The sequence below is a fragment of the Labrys sp. HAY1-8F genome (genome assembly GCF_056754975.1).
The window spans coordinates 4,142,578-4,163,313 of record NZ_JBPGWZ010000002.1; the positions used below are offsets into that span (position 1 = coordinate 4,142,578).

Consider the following 20,736-nt stretch of genomic DNA (forward strand, 5'->3'; position numbering starts at 1 on the left):
ATGCCCTTCATGATCTCGCGTCATGATCCGGTACCAAATCAGCGACAAACCCTGTATGGCCGGTTTGATGTCTCGCCCGACCTTGCTTCCCGCGCGCCTGTCGTCCCGCCTGCCGCATCTGGTCCTGCCACCGCGGGCCGACTGGATCTTTGCATTCCGTACCACCGCCATCGGGCTCCTCGCCCTGGCGATCGCCTATGCGCTCGGGCTGGAGCAACCGCAATGGGCGATGATGACGGTCTATATCGTCAGCCAGCCCGTCGCGGGCATGGTGCTCGCCAAGGGCCTGTTCCGGCTGGCCGGCACGCTGATCGGCGCGCTCGCCTCGGTGGCGATGGTCAAGCTCACCGGCAGCGAGCATCTGCTTTTCCTGGCCATGCTGGCGGTGTGGATCGGCCTGTGTACCTTCGTGGCCTCCATGCTGCGCAATCCCGAATCCTACGGGGCGGTGTTGGCCGGCTACACCGCCGCCATCATCGGACTGCCGGCTTTCGACAATCCCCATCTCGTTGGTGAACTGGCCGCGGCCCGCTGCATCGAGATCATGCTCGGCATCGTTTGCGCGGGGCTGGCGAGCCGCCTGCTGCTGCCTCAGCTTGCCCGCGACCTGCTGGTCGAACGGGCGGGAGCAAGCCTGAGGGAGATCGCGCTCTATGGTGCGGGCGCCATCGGCGGCACGGCCAAGGCCGAACTCGACGCCCGCTACCAGCGCCTGATCGTCGATATCGAGGCGCTGGCCGGCATGCGCGCCTATGCACGCCTGGAGGCACCGAGCCTGGTGACGCATGGCCGCATGGCGCGGCACACGATCGGCCACATGCTCTCGGCCATTTCGGCCGTGCACACGCTGCTTGCCCACGCCAGCGCCCCGGATTCGAGCTGGCGCCCGCTGCTCAACCGCATCAGGACCATGCTGGACGGCATCGCCCAGGGCGACTGGCTCACCCAGGACGTCCGCCCCTGGCGGCGGCAGATCGAGGAATTCTGCCGGGAGGCCGAGGCGATGCGCGGCGCGCCGCTGCAGCCGCATGAGGACCGTGCGGCGGCAGCGGCACGCATCACCCTGCTGATCGAGTTCCTTACGGCCATCCGCCTGGTGCTGGAGGGGCTGGCCGCCCTGCGGCTGCGCGCGCCCGATCCACCCGGTCAGTGGAAGCTGCCGGCCCTCACCATCGATCGCGACACCGAGGTGGCGGTCGTCAATGCCGTCAGGGCGGCGATTGCCACCACTATCGTCACAGCCTATTGGATCGCCACGCGCTGGGCCGATCTTGCCGGCGCAGCTGTGATGGTGGCGGTGATGTCGAGCCTGTTCGCCACCATGCCCAATCCGCTGCGCTCGGCCTGGGACTTCCTCAAAGGTACTGCCTATTCGGTGCCGGCCGCCTTCCTGGTCGGCCAGCTCATGCTGCCGCATCTGCCGGGGCTCCCCTGGCTGCTGGCGCTGATCGGTCTGGTGCTGTTGCCGGCGGCGCTGGGCATGGCCAATCCGCGCTTCACCCCGATCGCCACTGCCTTCGCCATCAATTTCCTGCTCTTTCTCAATCCGCGCCAGCCGATGGTGGCCGAGCCCTGGCTTTTCCTGAATGCGGCGGTCGCGGTGCTCGGCGGCGGGCTGCTCAGCCTTGCCGTGTTCGCGGTGGTGCTGCCCCGCCGGCCGCAAAGCGTGGTCGAGCGGGTGGTGGAGGCCTTCCGGGCCGATCTCACCCGGCTTTGCCTGCATGAGCGCCTGCCCAAGCCCTCGGCTTTCGAGAGTCTGGCCTATGACCGCATCAACCAGCTGATGGCGCCGCTGGAGCGGGTGGGCAGCAAGGGCCAATATGTGCTGGACGGGAGCTTGGCCGCCGTGACCATGGGGCTGGAAATCCTGCGTCTGCGCCGCTTTCTGCGCGAGGGCCAGATCGAGCCCGACCATGCCGCCGCCGTCTCGGAGATGCTGGTGCGGCTCGCCCGCCTCCTGGCCATCCGCATCCCGCATGCCAAGCTGCTGCGCGACATGATCGGGGCACTGAGGGAACTTGCCGCCGTCATCGTCAAGGAAACCAGCCCGAATGCCCACCTGCAGGCCGCGGCCTCGCTTCGGGTGATCGCCCTGGCTCTCGAAGACCACCCGCTCTATTTCTGAATGGCGCAAAGCAGCGTCATCCTGCTGTCATCGGCGGCTGCCATGCGGGCGCGGCCCCCATGCACAGGAGTGCTTCATGCGCACGATTCTCGCTGCCGCCGCCATGTTGGCGCTGGCCGCTTTCGCTCCCGCGAATGCCGAAGATGCCAGGCCCTTCACCGATGCCAAGACCATCGATCTCGTCACCATCCTGCCGCCGCCGCCGGCCAAGGATTCGGCGAAGACCAAGGCCGAGCTCGCCGAGATCCTCACTCTCCAGGTCGAGCGCACGCCGGAGATGGTCGCCCATGCCAAGGCCGATGACGAGGAGAGCGTCTGGCGCTTTGCCGGCGAGCTGTTCGGGCCCAAATTCGACAAGATCGAGCTGCCGAAATTCGCCGCTTTCTTCGATCGCGTGGTCGAAACCGAAGCCGCCGTCGTCGATCCGGCCAAGAAGACCCTCAACCGGCCGCGCCCGCATATGGTGAGCGACATCGTCAAGCCGGTGGTGAAGATGTCGAGTTCGGGCGCCTATCCCTCGGGCCATACCACGCTCGGCACGCTGATGGGCATCGTCCTCGCCGACATGGTTCCCGAGAAGCGTGTCGAGATCATGGCGCGGGCCTGGGACTACGGGCATAGCCGCCTGGTCGCCGGCATCCACTACCCCTCTGACATCGAGATGGGGCGCATTTCCGGCTCGGTGATCGCCGTCACCATCATGCGCCAGGACGATTTCAAGGCCGAGTTCGCGCCGGCCAAGGCGGAACTGCGCGCGGCACTGGGCTATTGAGCTGCCGATAGCCGGCGCGGTTTTCCGGCTGTTAACCTCGGCGGGCTTAGGCTGACGCCATGCCCAAGCCCGCCAGCGATAGCCGCCTGATCAATGCCTTCCTCGACATGGTGTCCGCCGAGCGTGGCGGCGCCGACAATACGCTGCAGGCCTATCGGCGCGATCTCACCGACTACAGCGATTTCCTGCGGGGCCGGGGCGGGGCGATCGCCACCGCCGGTGCCGACGAGGCGCGGGCGCATCTTGCCGCCCTGACGGACCTCGGCTTCAAGGCGACAACCCTGGCCCGTCATTTGTCGGCGATCCGGCAATTGCACAAATTCCTCTATGCCGAAGGTTTTCGTACCGACGATCCGACCGGTGTGCTCGACGGCCCCAAGCGGGGGCGTAGCCTGCCCAAGGTGCTGGATGAGGCGGAGGTCGATCGCCTGCTGGCGGCGGCGGCCGAGGGGATCGAGGATGCCGCCCGTCCTTTGTCGGAGCGTCTGCGGGCAGCGCGGATGAGCGCCTTGCTCGAGACGCTCTATGCTTCCGGGCTGCGCGTCTCGGAACTGGTCAGCCTCAAGCGTACCGCGGCCCGGCCCGGGCTCGACATGCTGAGCGTGGTGGGCAAGGGCTCCAAGGAGAGGCTGGTACCGCTCACCGAGGCTGCCCGGCGGGCCATGCGGGCCTATCTTGCCCTGCTCGCGGAGGCGGGCAGGGATGGCGCCTCTCCTTGGCTGTTCCCGTCTTTCGGCGAGAGCGGCCATCTCACGCGCCAGCATTTCGCGCGGGAATTGAAGCTGCTGGCGGCGAGCGCTGGCATTCGCGCCGACCGCATCAGCCCGCATGTATTGCGCCATGCCTTTGCCAGCCATCTCCTGCAGAACGGCGCCGATCTTCGTTCCGTGCAGATGATGCTCGGCCATGCCGACATCGCCACCACGCAGATCTACACCCATGTCCTCGACGAGCGTGTGAAGTCGATGGTGCGCGACCTGCATCCGCTGGCGGATTGAGATTGCCGCGGCGGGCCGGGCCGCTTCGACGGCAAGGCCTTGCGGTTCGGGCGCTACGTGAACCGGTGATGGCGTTATGGGCTCCTCCGCTGTGCTCTTGCGAAGGCAATCGTCTTCGGACGGGCAGAGGAGTTGGCCGATTTCCGAACGCGATTTCCGCGGTTCGTTCGTTCTATTCCTCACGGGTGATCAGGCCTGTTTCGGTCGACGCGCGGCCTAAGGCCTTGAATTGAAAACGGAAACAGAAAAACCCATTTCTTCAATATACTTGATTAATTGGCGAAGTTTGTCGGAAGACCGCGGGATTGAAGAGGCATCCACCGGCGGTGACTTGAGCAATTGCAGGGCGGAGTGTGCATATATTCGGGTTATCGCAAATTTCCCTAAAGATTTATTTGCTTAACGCGATGTTTTTTTCTATATATTGTACATAATAGTAACATTTTTGCATTGCGTAAAGATTTTTTGTAAAAATCATATATCGATTTTTATGAATCTGACCTAAAATATAGCGAATTCAAAATATAACTCTGAAGATTACAATTTTATATTTTAATTATTGATTTTTACAAAGAAATATACTTAAGTTAAGTCGTAACATTATGAAGTCATATATATTTATTTATATTGTACGTAATAGTGTGGCTTATTTAGAGTTGCATTTAATATGGCACCGTTCGATAATGTAATTATATTCTACTTTATTTTTCACATTAACGAGAAATATAAACTTGACACCTGTAATGAATTTCAAATAAATCATTATAAATTCTGACGAGTGCCAGTTTGATGATCATCGAGCGTTTGTCCATTTCCGAAGTGGTGCGGGTCCGCCCGAGGCGCTTCAGCGATGCGCGTGGGTATTTCTCGGAAGTCTTCAATGCACGTGCGTTTCGTCAGCAGGTGGCTGATGTCGAGTTCGTTCAGGACAATGAGGCTCTATCCGGGGCAGTCGGTACGCTGAGGGGCTTGCATTTCCAGCGCTCCCCGATGGCGCAGGGCAAGTTGATCCGGGTCATTCGGGGCGCGATACTCGATGTTGCCGTCGATATTCGCAAGGGCTCGCCTAGCTATGGCAAGCATGTTTCGGCTCGTCTCGATGGCACTGACGGTGACCAGCTCTGGGTGCCCGTCGGTTTCGCGCATGGCTATTGCACGCTGGAGCCGGATACGCTGGTTGCCTACAAGGTGACCAATTACTACAGCCCCGCCGACGACGGCGGCATTTTGTGGAGCGATCCGGCCATTGCCATCGATTGGCCTGTGCCGGCGCAGGGGCCGGTCCTTTCGGCAAAGGACCTCGAACTGCCGGCCCTGAAGGATTTGCCGGATTGCTTTTTCTACGATCATGAACGGGAAGGCGTCGCATGATGCGTGTTCTGGTGACAGGCGGTGCAGGCTTCATTGGTTCGGCTGTGGTGCGCCTGCTGGCGGGCGAAGGGGATGTCGAGGTTCTCAACTTCGACAAGCTCACTTATGCGGGCAATCCCCATTCGCTGCGTTCGATAGCCGGCTCACGAAACTATCGCTTCATGCGCGGCGATATCACCGATAGGCTGAAGCTGGATGCGGTCATGGCGTCTTTCCGCCCGAACGCTGTGATGCATCTGGCCGCCGAAAGTCATGTCGACCGCTCGATCGCCGGAGCCGACGACTTCATCCAGACCAATATCGTGGGAACTTATACCCTGCTGGAAGCGGCCCGTGCCTATTGGCGTACGCTTTCGGGTCGGGACCGCGACGCGTTCCGCTTCCTGCATGTCTCCACCGATGAGGTCTATGGCTCGCTCGGCAGCGACGGCCTATTTACCGAGACCACGCGCTATGATCCGAGCTCGCCCTATTCGGCCAGCAAGGCGGCGTCCGATCACCTCGCACGGGCCTGGATGCGCACCTATGGCTTGCCGGTCCTGATCTCCAATTGCTCGAACAATTACGGGCCGTACCACTTTCCCGAAAAGCTCATCCCGCTCGTCATTCTCAACGCGTTGGAGGGCCGCACTTTGCCGGTCTATGGCGATGGCAGCAATGTGCGTGACTGGCTTTTCGTGGAGGATCACGCCCGTGCCCTGTGGACGATCGTGCGGACGGGCCGGCCCGGGGAGACCTATAATGTCGGCGGGCGCAGCGAGCGTAGCAATCTGAGTGTCGTCGAAACCATCTGCGATGTCCTGGATGGCCTTGTCGGCGGCTCGCGTCCGCGACGGGATTTGATCGCCTTCGTGCCCGACCGTCCGGGCCATGACCAGCGCTACGCCATCGATGCCGACAAGCTCGAGACGGATCTGGGCTGGCGAGCCGTCGAGACCTTCGAATCCGGCATTCGGCATACGGTGCAATGGTATCTCGATAATGATTGGTGGTGGCGCCCGATCCGCTCGGGGGTTTATGCCGGCGAACGGCTGGGGCTCGTCAGCGCCTGAGCCTGCTGGCTGTCGGATCCAAGCAGGGTTTCTCGATGAGGCCTGCGGATGGGCCTCGTCGAGAAACCCTGCAAATGTTCAATATCCTGCGGCTTCCTCTCGATTGTGCCATGGCCCGGTCAAGAGGAAGCGGCTTAGGAGGTTTTGTGATGCGTATTGTGGTGACGGGCAGGGAAGGGCAGCTCGCTCACTCCCTGCGGGCCGTCGGCGCGTCTTCGGGCGTGGATATCGTCTGTCTCGGCCGTCCCGAACTCGATTTGAGCGAGGCGGCGACGGTTTCGGCCACGCTGCTTGGCACGGGCGCGGACGTGATCATCAACGCCGCCGCCTATACGGCAGTCGACCGGGCCGAAAGCGAGCCGGAGAAGGCGCATGCGGTCAATGCCGCCGGTGCGGGGCTTGTGGCGCAGGCCGCGCAGCGGCTCGGCGTGCCGATTGTGCATGTCTCGACCGATTATGTCTTCGATGGCGGCTGGCAGCATCCCTATCGCGAGGAGGATCGGGTTTGTCCGCTCGGCGCCTATGGCGCGTCCAAGCATGAGGGTGAGCTGCGTGTTGCCGCCGCCAATCCGCGCCATGTGATCTGCCGCACCTCATGGGTCTATTCGCCCTATGGGCAGAATTTCGTGAAGACCATGTTACGGCTCGCCGGCGAGCGCGACGAGGTCGGCGTCGTGGCCGACCAGCTCGGCAGCCCGACTTATGCCCTCGATCTCGCCGAGGCCTTGCTGAGGATCGCCCGGCGGGTCTTGGACGAGAAGGTCGTGGACGAGAAGGCGGCTGACACCCCCTTGTTCGGCGTGTTCCATGTCGCTGGCAGCGGACAGGCAAGTTGGGCCGACCTCGCCGAGGCGGTGTTTGCGGCATCGGCATCCTCCGGCGGCCCCTCGGCCCGCGTCCGGCGGATCGACACCAAGGATTACCCCACGCCGGCCCGCCGCCCCGCCGATTCCAGGCTGGATGCGGGCAAGCTGCAGGAGCGCTACGGCATTGTCTTGCCCGACTGGCGCGCCTCGGTTGGCGACTGCGTATCCCGCCTGCTGGCCGGGCGTGCCGGCACCGGCTCATCCACTTCTGCTTCGCCCTGATGCCAGGGCGTGTTTATCGCAATCGGCCGTCCGTGAGGCCTTGATCAAGGAATTTGTTGAGCATGCGTGGTATCATTCTGGCCGGCGGCAGCGGCACCCGGCTCTATCCGATGACCAGCATCACATCCAAGCAATTGCTGCCGATCTACGACAAGCCGATGATCTATTACCCGCTCAGCACCTTCATGCAGGCGGGTATTCGCGAAATCCTGCTGATCTCCACGCCGCATGATCTGCCGCTGTTCCGCAAAATGCTCGGCGATGGCACGCAGTGGGGCCTGAAGCTGAGCTATGCCGAACAGCCGCGTCCGGACGGCCTGGCCCAAGCCTTCGTCATCGGGGCCGACTTCGTCGACGGGCAGCCCTCGGCGCTGATCCTGGGCGACAACCTGTTCTATGGTGCCGGCCTGCCCGGCCTGATGCGCTCGGCCGTCTCCCGCAGGCAGGGAGCCACGGTGTTCGCCTATCACGTCACCGATCCCGAACGCTATGGCGTGGTCGGCTTCGACGAGAATGCGGTGGCGACATCGATCGAGGAGAAGCCCAAGCAGCCCAGATCCAACTGGGCGGTGACAGGGCTCTATTTCTACGATGCCGAGGTGGTCGACATCGCCCGAACCATCAAGCCTTCGGCACGCGGCGAATACGAGATCACCGACATCAATCGCATCTATATGGAGCGGGGCAGCCTGCATGTGGAGCGCATGCGGCGAGGCTATGCCTGGCTCGATACCGGCACGCCCGACAGCCTGCTGCAGGCCGCCGAATTCGTGCGCGTTCTCGAGCACAGGCAAGGCGTGCGGCTGGCCTGCCCGGAGGAGATCGCCTTTTCGAGTGGCTGGATCGACGCCGATCAGATGCGCCACCTTGCCAAGAAAGTCGAGAATAGCAGCTACGGCAAATATCTGCTGCGTGTGCTCGAGGAGGAGTCGCTGCTGTGGTGAAGCCAATGCGGCCGAAAAACCCAGCTTAAAGCGTTTCGCGATTTGGCGTAATCGCCAAGAATCGCAAAGAGACTCCAGCCAATCCGTAGGATTGGCTTGGAACCAAAGAGTGAGAGCAAACAAGCGTTTCCGTCTAAGCGCACTTTGCTCCAGGAATCGGGCAAGGTCATGCTGTTCAATATCGAATCGGACGAGGGCGGTGAGATCACCGGCTATGTCGTTCCGGACGATTACGAAAAGACGCCGATCCTGCATGTTCTCGTTGCCGGGCAGGTGGTGGCGCGAATCCGCTGCAGCGAGCCGCGTCCGGCCCTGGTGACGGCGGGCCGCCACCTCAACGGCCTGTGCGGTTTCCTGCTCAACGACGCCAATGTCCCCGGCCTCGGCGCCCTGCGCTATGTCGAGGTGGTGGACGAGGAAAGCGGTATCCTGATCTATCGCCGCAATCTCGATGACGAGGGCCTGCCCAACCGGTTGTTCAGGCTGGAGACCCACCTGTTTCCGCTCTGGGGGCTCGATGCCGCGCTCAAGCAGCATTTCAACTATTTCCACCGCGGCATCGAGCGGCTGGGGGCCGAGACGGCAACCCAGATCTTCCATCTGCAGCACGCGCATTCGCTCTATGTGAGCGGGCGGCTCACCCTCAAGCAATATGACGCGCTGATCTATGAACGCTTTACCTGGGTGACCCTGCTGCACGATCCCTATTACGAATTGGCCGAGCGGCTGATGGCGCTCAAGCTGGTGCCGAAATATGGCGATGCCCTGCTGGGACAGCGTGATCTCTCCGTCTTCAAGCCCGCCATCGATTTCGTTGCCACTCTGGAGACGGACGCGGAAGGATTGGTCCGAGCCTTCGCCGAGATGCCGGGGGAGGTGATTACCATCCTATCCAATCCGCTTGCCCGCCAGCTCGCGGCCGAGAGCTTCGAGGGGCTGTTGCCGCGCGGCGCCGTGGCGACGGCGCTCGCCAATCTCGCCACTGCCGGAGTCGTCGGTATCCGCGAACGTCCCCATGCCTTCGCCGAGGATCTCGAACAGATCATGCGCATGCCGCAGGGCGCCGTGCAGATCGCTCCCCTGTTGCCACCCGTGCAGGCCCTGTCGGAACGGTTGCGCAGGTTGCCGGAGACCGAGGTGCTGCTCGAGGCCGACCTCGATATTTACGGGCAGGTCAAAGCGGCTGTCGAACAAGGCGGCTGAGCAGGGTTGATGAAATGCGTTTTGCCCATCGTCCTGTTGGCGGCGCTAATTTATGTTTGCCGAAAGCAAACTTTATGTGCTATTCCAAAAGGCGTAAACGATACCTCATCGGAAGTACGGGGTGGCCGTGGGGGGACAGGCCGGAATTCCGAGGGATACAGGAGGAATGAATGGCTGTTTTTGGACCTAACGCCGGCGGTGTCAGCTATGACATTACCCGTACTGGCGGAAACGTAATAACTGGCTTTCTAGATCAGGTAGCAATTTCGGGTGGCGCGAGCGGGACGACAACGCTTACCAATGTCCCCGAAGGAAATATTGTTACCACCAATGGCGGCACAGCGAGCATTGCCAATGCTTTGCTTGGAAGCACTTACGTTATTCCGCCGGGCGTAACGGGCAATGTTAGCATTCTCGTCAGCCTGGCTACGTTGACCCCCAACACGGTCTATGTCGGTGGTACAGCGACGATCAATTCCGGCGTCAACGCTCTCAGCGGCCTTGTGGTCAATGTCGATGGCGGCAGCGCTACGATGGCCAATGGCATTGTGGCTAATGCTTTGAGCGGTACGACGGTAAACCTCACGGATGGCGGTAGGTTTACCAACGGCACCAACCTTGCCAATGTGTTGACCGGTTCCACGATCAATTACGGTCCCGGCGGCGGCACCTTTACCGTCAACGGCGGTGGTACGCTGATCGATCTGTCCAGCACCACGATCAACGGCTTTGCGACGAACAATGGTCTAAACCATCTGGAGTTTACTAATACCTCCGGTACTGCAGCCACCTACACGGTTACCAATTCAGGTGGCAATCAGATCATCACCGTTTTGAATGGCAGCAATGGAACCATCGCAACCGTCACCATTGCAGGTCAAACTCTCAATGCAGGTACCTATACCGTCGGCCAGAACGGCCCTCTCACGGTTGGTCAGAACGGCAGTACTCTGACAGTCACCGACCAGGCCATCGTCTGCTTCCTCGCTGGCACGCTCATCCGCACGGCTGCCGGCGAAATCGCGATCGAAGATATCCGTGTCGGCGACGAAGTCTTCGTTTCCATCAACGGCAAGGATGAACTGCGTCCGGTCACCTGGATCGGCTCGGGCCATGTTCTGAGCAACCCGGTGTATCCCATGGACATGGGCGGCTACCCCGTCCGGATCCTCAAGGATGCCATTGCAGAGGGCGTGCCCTATCAGGATCTGCTGGTCACGGCCGAGCACAGCTTCTTCTTCGAAGGTAAGCTGGTGCCGATCCGCATGCTGGTCAATGGCCGGAGCATCTTCTATGACCGCTCCTTCCAGACCTACGCCTATTACCATGTCGAACTGGCTCAGCATGGCATCATCCATGCCAACGGCATGCTCTCCGAGAGCTATCTCGATACGGGCAACCGTAAGAACTTCGTTGCCCAGCACGGCGTGGTGCCGTTCGCCGGCAAGGCCAAGGATTGGGCTGTTGATGCCGCGGCGCCGCTCTGCGTCGACCGCGCTTTCGTCGAGCCGATCTTCCGTGCCATCGAGGCCCGGGCGGCCATGCGCAACGATCCGGTGCAGGCACAGCCGGTCGAACTGACCCGTGAAGCCGATCTGCATCTGGTCACCGAGAGCGGCCGCATCATCCGCCAGGCTCGCGAAGCCGATGGCATGGCGCTGTTCATGATCCCCTCGAATGTGCGTTCGGTGCGGGTCGTCTCGCGTGCCAGCCGTCCGGCCGACACGATCGGGCCCTATGTCGATGATCGTCGCTTCCTCGGCGTGCTCGTCGGTGGCGTCACGCTGCAGGACGGCAATGTCAGCCGCGTGATCGACGCTCATCTGACTACCCGCTATCTGCGCGGTTGGTCGGTGCGCGAGGGTGACCGCCGCTGGACCGACGGCGATGCCGTACTTCCGCTCGGCGAGCGCGCTCCCAACGCCATCGCCATGCTGGGCCTGCAGATCCTGGCGGCAGGTCCCTATGTGGTCGACGGTGACGCCTCTGCGGATGTCGTGCTGAACGGCTAACAATTTCGACGACAAGAACAGCCAGCCCTTGAACAGGGCTGGCTGGCATGCTTTTCAGGGGCATGCGCTATGCCACGATCCTGCAGCCCGGCCAGGTTTGGATGTCTCCTGATCGCGAGAATCCCGGACGGGTCGTCGTCGACGTCTTCAAGGGCAAGGTGCTCTACCGCATGACGCCCCAGTCTGCCGATGATACGCCGCAAGAGACCTCCCGCAGTGAATTCCGGCGCTGGATCGCTGACAACAACGCTGACTTGACAGATCAGGATGCCAAGGCCGGGCAGAAGGTTTCGCCCAGCGCCGAGCTCGGGAAGCGGATCCGGGCACTGCGACAGGCCGTCGGCATGACGCAGCAGCAACTCGCCGATGCCGTCGAGGTTTCGCGCGCGGCGGTCGCCTTCTGGGAAACCGGGCGGGAAGGCAGTGTCAACAAACATCTGGCTGGCCTGTGCCAGGCCCTGGGGGTCGGCGAGGACACCTTGCTGAACGGGCTCGCCGAGGAGCGCATCGAGACCACCCTGTCGCCGGACGAGGCCGATCTCATTGCGCTCTACCGCATGCTCAGCCCAAGCCGGAAGCTGAGTGCGCAGAAATGGCTGGAACGCCAGACGAATCAGCACGAACCTGATGACAGATGAGCCATCCACGCCAGCAGGCATCTGCTTGCATCGGAATTCGTCCCTAGATCTTGGTTTTTCAAATTCTATCTTGGCTGAAAGCGCCTGCCGGCCTTTCTGGACAAAGCCTCCGCTATCAGACTGGCATCGTCGGCTGCCGTCCAGGAAAGGGTCTGGATCAGCCGAAAGCGGAATTGTATAGTCAAAAGAGGTATTCGCGCCACGGCGTCGACGGCGCCTCGCCAGGGACGGAATGGCACTTTTCATCGGAAGGGATCGCTTGGTGTCGGTCAGTCTCGCGAAGCTGTTGCATTCGCTCCCGCCTTCTTGCCTGTCTCGCACGGCGACATTCGAGATTTGGCGTGAGTCCGGCCCGGACGCGTTGATATCGCCGCCGCCACCCGCCGCACCCTGCCTGTTGCGTCCCGGCCATAGAAAGTAAGCCCATGCTGGACTCCCTGCCGCAAGCCGATATGGCGGATCACAGGATGGTGGGCGATCCGGCTCTACGCCTGCGGTTCGACGAGCGAGAATACAGGCCCGTGTCGATCGAGGGTGCTATCCACACCTTTGTCGTGCCGCCGGGTTTCAAACAGGCACGGCTCGTCTCGCGATCCGGCTGCGCCGACCCCCCGGGAGATGACGAGCGTCTGCTCGGCGTGGCCATAGGGCGCCTATGCCTGCGTGGCGCACATGGCCTCCGCGAGATCGCGCTCGATCATCCCAGGCTGGAGCAAGGGTTTTATGCCTGCGAGCGTCAAGGTGAGGTCATGTGGCGCTGGTCGAACGGGGACGCCCTGATACCAGCCGACCTGCTGGACTACGACGGCTCTCCCCCGATCCTGCTCGAGATCCACCTTCACGCAAAATTGCCAGTCTACCGGGTCGAATCGAGCGAGAACGGCAGCGTCACTAACGGATGAGCCCACAAGAGAGCGGCGGCGTAGCGGGGCATTCCTGGTTGGAATAGGTTTTGCCGGGATGCGGTGGAAGTGCAGGAGTGATACATTCATTCCTGTATTGGAGATAGACGGCGTTTTTCTTCCACAGTTTTTACCTAGCGATCCAATCCTTGAGACCGCTTGATGTTTGTTTTCAATCCGGTGAAGATCAACAACTGAACGAGGAAAACAGGCAGGATTCATATCACCTACAGTTTTTTTCGCGCTGATGATTTCCTGTGAAACTATATCCACAAACCACATGTCGTGCTGGATCGAAATATCATTGTCATGGCGGCGCCGATCGTCAACAGATAGTAATCTGTTCGATGTATCAACGAAGATGCCAATCAGGAGCCAGCAGCCCAGGGATGATTGTTTTGCCGTTTGGCTAAGCTCCGCTGCTTGGTGGGGCGTCTCTAACACCCGAGACCCGGTTGCAGGACGAGAACTGACCTGCCTCCGCGATCGGAACTGAAAGCGTGTTACGAATACCGGTGTAGTATGGGCAAGAGCTCTCGTTTCTGGACAAAATTGGCGCCGATCATGAAGGCGCCCCATTTCGTGCCGTCAGGGCATCAAGCCAACCCGGACCTCAATCTACCCGCCGATTTCGACTGGCAGGTCTACGTCGGCTCCCATACCGATCTGCAATCCTTCTCGCAGGCCAGGGCCGAAAAACACTATGCCAGTCATGGAGCGGCGGAAGGCCGGCTCTACAACGAGAGTAGCATCGGCCTGTACGTTGCCGAGATCGAAGCCGAGCATGGCAAGCTGCCGGAATTGTTCGACTGGAAGGAATATCTCGACCGCTATCCGGATCTCGCCTCCCTCGGTTCGTATTATGCGGCTGCCAAGCATTTTCTGCAGCATGGTCGCAAGGAGGGGCGGGTTCCCTACCACTTCGATGCCGACCTCTACCGCGCCCTCTATTTCAAGGGCGTTCAGATGCCGAACGACGCCCTGCTCGAGCATTATCAGTCCATCGGCAAACCGGCCGGCGCGGTTGCCACCCTGGATCAACTCGCGCAACGCGAGGGGCTGCAGGATGGATATTGGCTGCGTTTTCTCAATCTGGAGGAGTTCAACCTCCTGAACTCGCGCTGGGTCGGGGAGGTCGCCAACAAGCAGGAGGCCCTGCAGGCGATGATCCGTGAAGGGTTCGAGCGCCTGGCGCCGATCTCCTTCGCGCATGCCTTCGATCCGGCCTATTTTGCCGATGCCAATCCGGCCCAGACCGGCAAGACGCCAGCCGAACTCTATCAATATTGGCTGTTTACCGGACTGAAAGCGAAGGTGCCCGGCAATGCTGCCGAACATCTCAAGCTGCATGGCCTGGCGCTGCTCGAATATCCTGCCGGGTTCGACTGGCGGGCCTATGGCAGCCGGCCTGGCGTGACGCCCAGGCATCGCTGGGACCTGCTCTATCATCTTACCGTCAACGATGCGATCCCGGCCCACGAAATTCCCCTCGGGCCGAGCGGCGGGCCGGACTTCCTGTTGGCATTGGCGGGTGCCTTGAAGACACGAAACCCCGACCGCGCGGCGAGCCTTTATGCCTTTGTCGACCGCAAGAACCCGCTCGGCCTGGCGGAGCGGGAGCGTTGGGCCGATTGCCTGGCCGCGCGGGAGAATTGGCAGGAGGCGCTGACCCTCTATCGCCAGGCCATCGATGCTGGCTCGATCCAGGTCAAGACCGCCGTCAAGGCCATCGAGGCCGCCCTGAAGATTCGCGAGCCGGAGCAAGCTGTGGAGGTGCTTCTCCAGACCAGGACGGCTTCCGGCGGTGACATTCGGTGGCGCGAGGCATTGCGCCTGACCATCGACGCCGCATTCCGAGAAGCCTGGATGGCGGCCGAGGAGCTCTATGCCAAGGAGCGTCGTCAGGAGGCTGACGATGTCATGGCCAAGGTGGTCGCCGATATCGCAAGCTGGTGGAACACCTTCGATCCGCCCGGCCCGCCGCTGCCGGCGACGTCCGATCAGCGTATCGTCATGCTGGCCAATGTCGATTTACGGCAATGCACGCAATATCGCGTCACCCAGAAGATCGAGATCGCCAAGGTGGCCGGCCTCAAGCTGGAGGTCTACACCCAGGCGGAAGTCGACGAGTTCATCACGGCCATGCCAGGGGCCAGCGCCGCAATCTTCTATCGCCTTCCGGCCCTGCCGTCGAACATCCGCGCCATCTCGATCTGCCGGGCACTCGGCATTCCCAGCTATTACGACATCGATGACCTGATTTTCGACGGCACCCATTATCCCGAGCCGATCGAGACCTATGGCGCCTCGGCCAGCAAGAGCTTCTACCATTCGCTGCAGATGGGGGTGCCCTTGTTCCGGGCGGCCCTTGCCATGTGCGATTACGGCATCGCCTCGACGACCCTGCTCGCCGGCTACATGGAAAAGCTGGTGCGCACCGGGCGTTGCTTCGTGCTGCCCAATGGCATCGACAGCCATGATGCCGAACATTTCCAGCAGCGTATCCCCCGGGTGCGTCGCAATGACGACATCGTGCTGTTCTACGGCTCGGGCACCAAGGCGCATAACAGCGACTTCCTCGATCTCGTTGGGGGACCGTTGCTGCACCTCATGGAGCGTCACGCCAATGTGCGCCTGATGGTGGTGGGCTATCTTTCGCTCGACCAGCGTTTCGATGCGATGCGGGACCGCATCACCCAGCTCGAATGGACCAAGGATGTGCAGTCCTATTGGTCGCTGCTGGCCGAGGCCGACATCAACATGGCCGTGCTCGTGCCCGCGCCGACCACGAACGGCAAGAGCGAGATCAAATGGCTGGAGGCTGCCGCCTTCAACGTGCCTTCGGTAGTCAGTGCCACCCATCGCTACGAGGAAGTGCTCGAAGACGGTGTCGACGCCTTTCTCGCCCATACATCGGAGGATTGGGAGACCGCGCTCGAGACGCTGATCCGCTCCCCCGAACGCCGCCAGGCCATGGCCGAGGCCGCGCGGGCCAAGGCCGTGAATTTCCACAGCCTCGAACGCAACGCCGAGCGCTTCAAGGAGTTGCTGGCACCAGCCTTCACGCGCAGCGATACCAGGCTCCAGGTCTCCAGGCGCAAGAAACGGATCTTGTTCTTCAACATCTTCTTCCCGCCGCAGACCATTGGCGGTTCGACGCGTGTCATTCGCGACAATATCGACAGCTTCATCGGCTCGAACTTCGCCACCGAATGCGATTTTGCGGTGATGACGTCGGACAATGACAATCGCAAGGCCTATCAGCTCCGGGTCGAGAACTATAAGGGCATCCCGGTCTTCCGAGCCAATTCCCCGATCGAGGACATCCAGGAATGGCGCCCCTTCAACGAGCGCTATGGCGAGCTTTTTGCCCGTGTGCTGGAGTTCTGGCGACCCGACCTGGTGCACATCCATTCCCCCCAGCGAGGGAGTGCCTCCCTGATGACGGCCTGCATCCGGGCGGGCGTGCCCTATATCAACACCATCCACGACGGTTGGTGGGTGTCGGATTACAATTTCCTGACCGATGTCACCGGCGCGCCCGTCGAGCCGGAAGAGGCGCTGCCCTCGAGGCCCCCTTTCGGCAAGTCGATCGGGCGCTCGCTCGAACGCCGCCGCCGCCTGCGTATCCTGCTCGAGCGCTCCGCCGCCATTCTGGGGGTCTCGGATGCCTTCACCGAGATCATGCATCGCTCCGGTTATCCGGCGACGCGCTCGGTACCCAATGGTGTGCCGGCGATGGAGCGCGTCAGGAAGACCCGCTCCCCCAATGGCAAGATACGCCTGGTCCAGGTCAGTGGCGAAACCCATCATAAGGGGTTTCATCTCGTGCAGGCTGCCTTCAAACAGGGCCGTTTTGCCAATCTCGAACTGACGATCGTCGATCATCAGCGTTTCGGGGGCCCGGTGCTGGAAACCCGCTGGGGCGAGACGCTGGTGCGCTTCGTCGGCAAGACCAAGCAGGAAGACATGCACACGCTCTACGCCCAGCAGGATGTCCTGCTCGTGCCCTCGGTCTGGCCCGAAAGCTTCGGCCTGGTCTCGCGCGAGGCCACGGCCGCCGGCCTGTGGGTGATCGCCTCCGATCGCGGTGCGATCGGAGAAGGCATCGAGCATGGCATCAATGGCTGGGTGCTCGACGTCGCCACGATAGAACCGTTGTTGAGTACGCTCGAGGAGATCAACGCTTCTCCCGAGCGCTATCTCGATTCGCCGCCGGCTCTGGCCGTGAAGCCCCGGAGTGCCGCGGACCAAGCGCGCGATCTGATCGCGATCTATCGCGATATTCTCAAGCGCCCGCCCGAACAGCAGCCCTGGCCCTATTTCATGACCGGAGACTTCGTGGAAGACGAGGATGCCAGCCAGGAGGATCGCGATTGGCTGAAGGGCAAGCGCAAGACCTTCTTTGCCGACTTTGGCAACACCAAGGGAGGTGGCACCCGATGATGTCGCGAGAAGCAGAAAATACAAGTAAAAACAAACAGTTGTAGAAGAATGGCGTTTTTCCGAGATGCGTTGTGCTCTAGCGCGGTCGGGTATTGGGGGAGTGGAAGGCGTTGGAAGGGGTGGTTCTGGAGACGCTCACGGGTTCGGCTGACGGAGGCGGGCCGCTATGGGGCCGGTTCGACCCGGATTGGTATCGGCGAACCTATCCCATTGCGGCCGAAGAAGCGGATCCGCTGGAGTTCTATCTCACCCAGGGTATGAAGCTCGGGCATTCGCCCAATCGTTACTTCGACGAGGCTTTCTACGTTTCCGAGTACGATCAGGTGGCCCAGGAGATCGCCGAGGGGCGGATCACTTGTGGTTTCGAGCATTATTGCCAGAGCGGGCGCAGCGAGCGCTCGGCCCATTGGCTGTTCGAACCAGGCTTTTACCGCCAGCTTCACGCGGATTTGACCGATGCCGCCCTGATCAAGGGGGGCTTCACCAATCTCTATGACCATTATCTGAAGAGGGGAGCTCAGGAAGGCCGACAGGCCCATCTGCTGTTCTCGCCACAAATCTATCGCCGTCACATGGCCGACAATGTCGGCCATCCCGTGCCGCATGGCGTGGCCGCGTTTCAGCATTATCTGGCATGGATCGACGAGGGCAGGGGGGATGTCACCACGTCCCCCTATTTCGACGCCGCCTGGTATTATCTGCATTATCCCGACGTCGAACAGGCCGTTGCAGAGCAGCGGTTCAAATGCGCGCTGCATCACTATTTGTCGAACCCAGATCCTTCCGCCTTCGATCCGCTCGAACATTTCCGCGAACGGTTTTACATCGAACGCTACGGGGATATCGAGAAGGTCATCGGCAGGGGCAAGTGGTTCCGTAACGCCTATCTGCATTTCCTGCGCTATGGCCAGCATGAGCTGCGCAATCCCACCAACTATATCAATCTGCAATATTACTGGGCCCGCCGCTCCAGCGTGGTTGTGAATGCCGAGCTTGCCAAGGTCGTCGATCCCTTCGCCCATCTCCTTACCGTCGGCCTCCTGAAAGGGCTGCCCTTCGCGCCGACCGGAGCCCCCATCGACGTGCCTGAGAAGCAGGCCCGTGCTCTGTTCCTCAGCCATGCCGAGAACATGGCCCCCCAGCATGCGCGCCGGCCAATCGACTTCACCGTCGACGGCCGCGCCGATGTCTGTGTCATCGTGGTAGTGCACAACCATCTGGCCATGACATTGATGACGCTGGCTTCGCTGCGCGACAATTATGCCGGCGCCCTGCAGCTCATTCTGGTGGATTCAGGCTCGACCGACGAGGTCAAACAGATCCAGCGCTATGTCACGGGCATGGTGCATATGCGTTTCGAGACCAATGTCGGCTTCATTCACGCGTGCAACAGCGCGCTGCTGCACGCGAATGCCCCCTTCATCCTGTTCCTGAACAATGATGTGAAGCTGTCGACCGGGGCGATCGCCGCAGCCATGGCGCGGCTGGAGGCTGATCCGCATGTCGGCGTGGTCGGTGCGAAGGTGATCCGCACCAATGAAAAGTTGCAGGAAGCCGGCTGCATCATCTGGCGGGACGGCAAGACGAACGGCTATATGCGGGACTGGGCTCCGCTCAGCCCGGAAGCGAATTTCGTGCGCGACGTGGATTTCGTCTCCGGGGTCTTCCTGATGACGCGCGCCGATCTAATTGCAGAGATCGGAGGCTTCGATCCGCAATTCGCTCCGGCCTATTACGAGGATGCCGACCTCTGTCTGCAGGTGTGGAAGGAAGGCTACCGCGTCGTCTACGATCCGAATGTGGTGGTCTACCATTACGAATATGGCAGCTCGCGCGACTCGGGCGCGGCGTTCGGGCTGATGCACAGGAACCAGAAGGCCTTCCACGCCAAGCATTTCCAGGCTTTGAAGCATCGCTTTCCGAACACGCCGGAGGCACTACTGGAGGCACGTTTCGCCGGCAGGATCCAGTCGAAGATCCTCTATATCGAAGACTATATACCGTTGCGCAGCCTCGGAGCCGGTGCGGTACGCAGTAATGACCTCATCCGCGTGATGGCGGAGGCGGGTTATCAGGTCACGGTATTCCCGGTGCATGGCACGGCAGCGCCACTTGCCGAAATCTATGCAGATTTTCCTGACAACGTCGAGATAATCCACGATCTCAATCATCATGATTTCAATAAATTTATTCATGATAGAAAGAGTTATTTCGACTGCATCTGGATTTGTCGCGCACACAATCTGAATTTTCTTTACGGATATCTTGAGGATCTCAATTTGAATCCGAACAAGACGAGCGTCGTCCTCGATACGGAGGCGATATTTTCGCTTCGAGAGGAATTGCAGGCCAAGCGGGAAAACAGACCCTTCGATCTCGGCGAGGCCATGGCGCGTGAATTCCAGCATGGGCATTTCTGCCAGGAGATCATCACGGTCAGCCCGTCCGAAGCCGAAGTATTGCACAAATTCGGCTTCCCCCATGCCAGGGTCGTGGGGACCTATCGGCCCGTGACCCCGACCCTCCGCAACTTCCAGGACCGGGATGGCCTGGTCTTCGTCGGCAGCCTCTATGCCGAGAACACGCCCAACTACGATTCATTGAACTGGTTCATCGAGGAAATCCTGCCGCGTGTCGAGGCGGAACTCGGCTGGGAAACCCGGCTCAATCTGGTCGGTTACGTCGCTCCGGGCTTGGCTCTCGACCGTTTCCTGGCGCATAGCCGGGTCACCTGGCATGGACCTGTGGCCGATCTCACTCCGATCTACGATGCCTGCCGCATCGCCATCGCACCGACGCGCTTTGCCGCGGGGACGCCCTACAAGGTCTACGAAGCAGCTTCCTTCGGTGTACCCACGGTGATCACCGATCTGCTGGCAGCTCAGCTCGGCTGGAAGCATGAACAGGAAGTGCTCGCCGTGCCGGTGGACGATGCCGAGGGCTTCGCCGCAGCGATCGTCCGGCTCTACCGTTCCGAAGACCTGTGGCAGCGTCTCCGGCAAGGCAGCTGCGATAGGCTGCAATCAGAGCATAGCAAGGAAAGGTACAAAGAAGCTTTGTCGCATGTCCTGCCGGTCCTCGAACGGTCGCGTTGATACTGTGCCTGGCCATTTGAATAGTGAATTGGGCGTGAACCTGATATGGTGCCGTCGTCCGCGAGGGATGGGGCATCAATCCTGGATGGC

General features: G+C 61.1%; 13 protein-coding genes. All 13 read left to right on the plus strand.

Annotated elements, in window-relative coordinates; translation table 11 throughout:
* Positions 1–67: 67 nt before the first annotated feature.
* The 13 genes from ACR9ZN_RS28190 to ACR9ZN_RS28250 all read left to right on the plus strand — a co-directional run bounded on the left by ACR9ZN_RS28190 (position 68) and on the right by ACR9ZN_RS28250 (position 20,646).
* On the plus strand, positions 68–2,125 hold the full coding sequence (locus ACR9ZN_RS28190) for an FUSC family protein (protein ID WP_481273742.1): 2,058 nt from the start codon (positions 68–70) through the stop codon (positions 2,123–2,125).
* A gap of 76 nt (positions 2,126–2,201) precedes the next feature.
* Positions 2,202–2,897, plus strand: a complete 696-nt coding sequence (locus ACR9ZN_RS28195; RefSeq protein WP_481273743.1) for an acid phosphatase — start codon at positions 2,202–2,204, stop codon at positions 2,895–2,897.
* 59 nt (positions 2,898–2,956) lie between these two features.
* Complete coding sequence (locus ACR9ZN_RS28200) at positions 2,957–3,895, plus strand: site-specific tyrosine recombinase XerD (protein ID WP_434954991.1); 939 nt, start codon at positions 2,957–2,959, stop codon at positions 3,893–3,895.
* Between the two features lie 789 nt (positions 3,896–4,684).
* The gene (rfbC, locus tag ACR9ZN_RS28205; protein WP_481273744.1) at positions 4,685–5,266 is read left to right on the plus strand and encodes a dTDP-4-dehydrorhamnose 3,5-epimerase; all 582 of its coding nucleotides are present in this window, start codon (positions 4,685–4,687) and stop codon (positions 5,264–5,266) included.
* Positions 5,266–6,318: a dTDP-glucose 4,6-dehydratase gene (gene rfbB / locus ACR9ZN_RS28210; protein ID WP_434959582.1), complete on the plus strand. Its 1,053-nt coding sequence runs from the start codon at positions 5,266–5,268 to the stop codon at positions 6,316–6,318. The genes rfbC and rfbB overlap by 1 nt, the downstream gene beginning before the upstream one ends.
* A gap of 149 nt (positions 6,319–6,467) precedes the next feature.
* Positions 6,468–7,406: a dTDP-4-dehydrorhamnose reductase gene (rfbD, locus tag ACR9ZN_RS28215; RefSeq protein ID WP_481273745.1), complete on the plus strand. Its 939-nt coding sequence runs from the start codon at positions 6,468–6,470 to the stop codon at positions 7,404–7,406.
* Between the two features lie 62 nt (positions 7,407–7,468).
* Positions 7,469–8,350, plus strand: a complete 882-nt coding sequence (rfbA, locus tag ACR9ZN_RS28220) for a glucose-1-phosphate thymidylyltransferase RfbA (RefSeq protein ID WP_454812607.1) — start codon at positions 7,469–7,471, stop codon at positions 8,348–8,350.
* Between the two features lie 168 nt (positions 8,351–8,518).
* A complete protein-coding gene (locus tag ACR9ZN_RS28225; RefSeq protein WP_481273746.1) occupies positions 8,519–9,553 on the plus strand; it encodes a hypothetical protein in 1,035 nt (344 codons plus the stop codon).
* 431 nt (positions 9,554–9,984) lie between these two features.
* On the plus strand, positions 9,985–11,565 hold the full coding sequence (locus ACR9ZN_RS28230; protein WP_481273747.1) for a Hint domain-containing protein: 1,581 nt from the start codon (positions 9,985–9,987) through the stop codon (positions 11,563–11,565).
* Between the two features lie 47 nt (positions 11,566–11,612).
* Positions 11,613–12,203 (plus strand): helix-turn-helix domain-containing protein, encoded by a 591-nt coding sequence (locus ACR9ZN_RS28235; protein ID WP_454812611.1) that lies wholly within the window; start codon positions 11,613–11,615, stop codon positions 12,201–12,203.
* A 425-nt stretch (positions 12,204–12,628) separates the two neighbouring features.
* Positions 12,629–13,105, plus strand: coding sequence for a hypothetical protein (locus tag ACR9ZN_RS28240; protein ID WP_454812612.1), 477 nt, complete (start codon positions 12,629–12,631; stop codon positions 13,103–13,105).
* A gap of 564 nt (positions 13,106–13,669) precedes the next feature.
* Positions 13,670–17,551 (plus strand): glycosyltransferase, encoded by a 3,882-nt coding sequence (locus tag ACR9ZN_RS28245; RefSeq protein WP_481273748.1) that lies wholly within the window; start codon positions 13,670–13,672, stop codon positions 17,549–17,551.
* A gap of 119 nt (positions 17,552–17,670) precedes the next feature.
* Positions 17,671–20,646 (plus strand): glycosyltransferase, encoded by a 2,976-nt coding sequence (locus tag ACR9ZN_RS28250; protein ID WP_481274401.1) that lies wholly within the window; start codon positions 17,671–17,673, stop codon positions 20,644–20,646.
* Positions 20,647–20,736: the final 90 nt, after the last annotated feature.

What these genes read in the sequence shown, in the direction of transcription:
- ACR9ZN_RS28190 (WP_481273742.1), top strand. Translation starts at nt 68, where the DNA reads ATGTCTCGCCCGACCTTGCTTCCCGCGCGCCTGTCGTCCCGCCTGCCG.
- ACR9ZN_RS28195 (WP_481273743.1), top strand. Translation starts at nt 2,202, where the DNA reads ATGCGCACGATTCTCGCTGCCGCCGCCATGTTGGCGCTGGCCGCTTTC.
- ACR9ZN_RS28200 (WP_434954991.1), top strand. Translation starts at nt 2,957, where the DNA reads ATGCCCAAGCCCGCCAGCGATAGCCGCCTGATCAATGCCTTCCTCGAC.
- rfbC (WP_481273744.1), top strand. Translation starts at nt 4,685, where the DNA reads ATGATCATCGAGCGTTTGTCCATTTCCGAAGTGGTGCGGGTCCGCCCG.
- rfbB (WP_434959582.1), top strand. Translation starts at nt 5,266, where the DNA reads ATGCGTGTTCTGGTGACAGGCGGTGCAGGCTTCATTGGTTCGGCTGTG.
- rfbD (WP_481273745.1), top strand. Translation starts at nt 6,468, where the DNA reads ATGCGTATTGTGGTGACGGGCAGGGAAGGGCAGCTCGCTCACTCCCTG.
- rfbA (WP_454812607.1), top strand. Translation starts at nt 7,469, where the DNA reads ATGCGTGGTATCATTCTGGCCGGCGGCAGCGGCACCCGGCTCTATCCG.
- ACR9ZN_RS28225 (WP_481273746.1), top strand. Translation starts at nt 8,519, where the DNA reads ATGCTGTTCAATATCGAATCGGACGAGGGCGGTGAGATCACCGGCTAT.
- ACR9ZN_RS28235 (WP_454812611.1), top strand. Translation starts at nt 11,613, where the DNA reads ATGCTTTTCAGGGGCATGCGCTATGCCACGATCCTGCAGCCCGGCCAG.
- ACR9ZN_RS28240 (WP_454812612.1), top strand. Translation starts at nt 12,629, where the DNA reads ATGCTGGACTCCCTGCCGCAAGCCGATATGGCGGATCACAGGATGGTG.
- ACR9ZN_RS28245 (WP_481273748.1), top strand. Translation starts at nt 13,670, where the DNA reads ATGAAGGCGCCCCATTTCGTGCCGTCAGGGCATCAAGCCAACCCGGAC.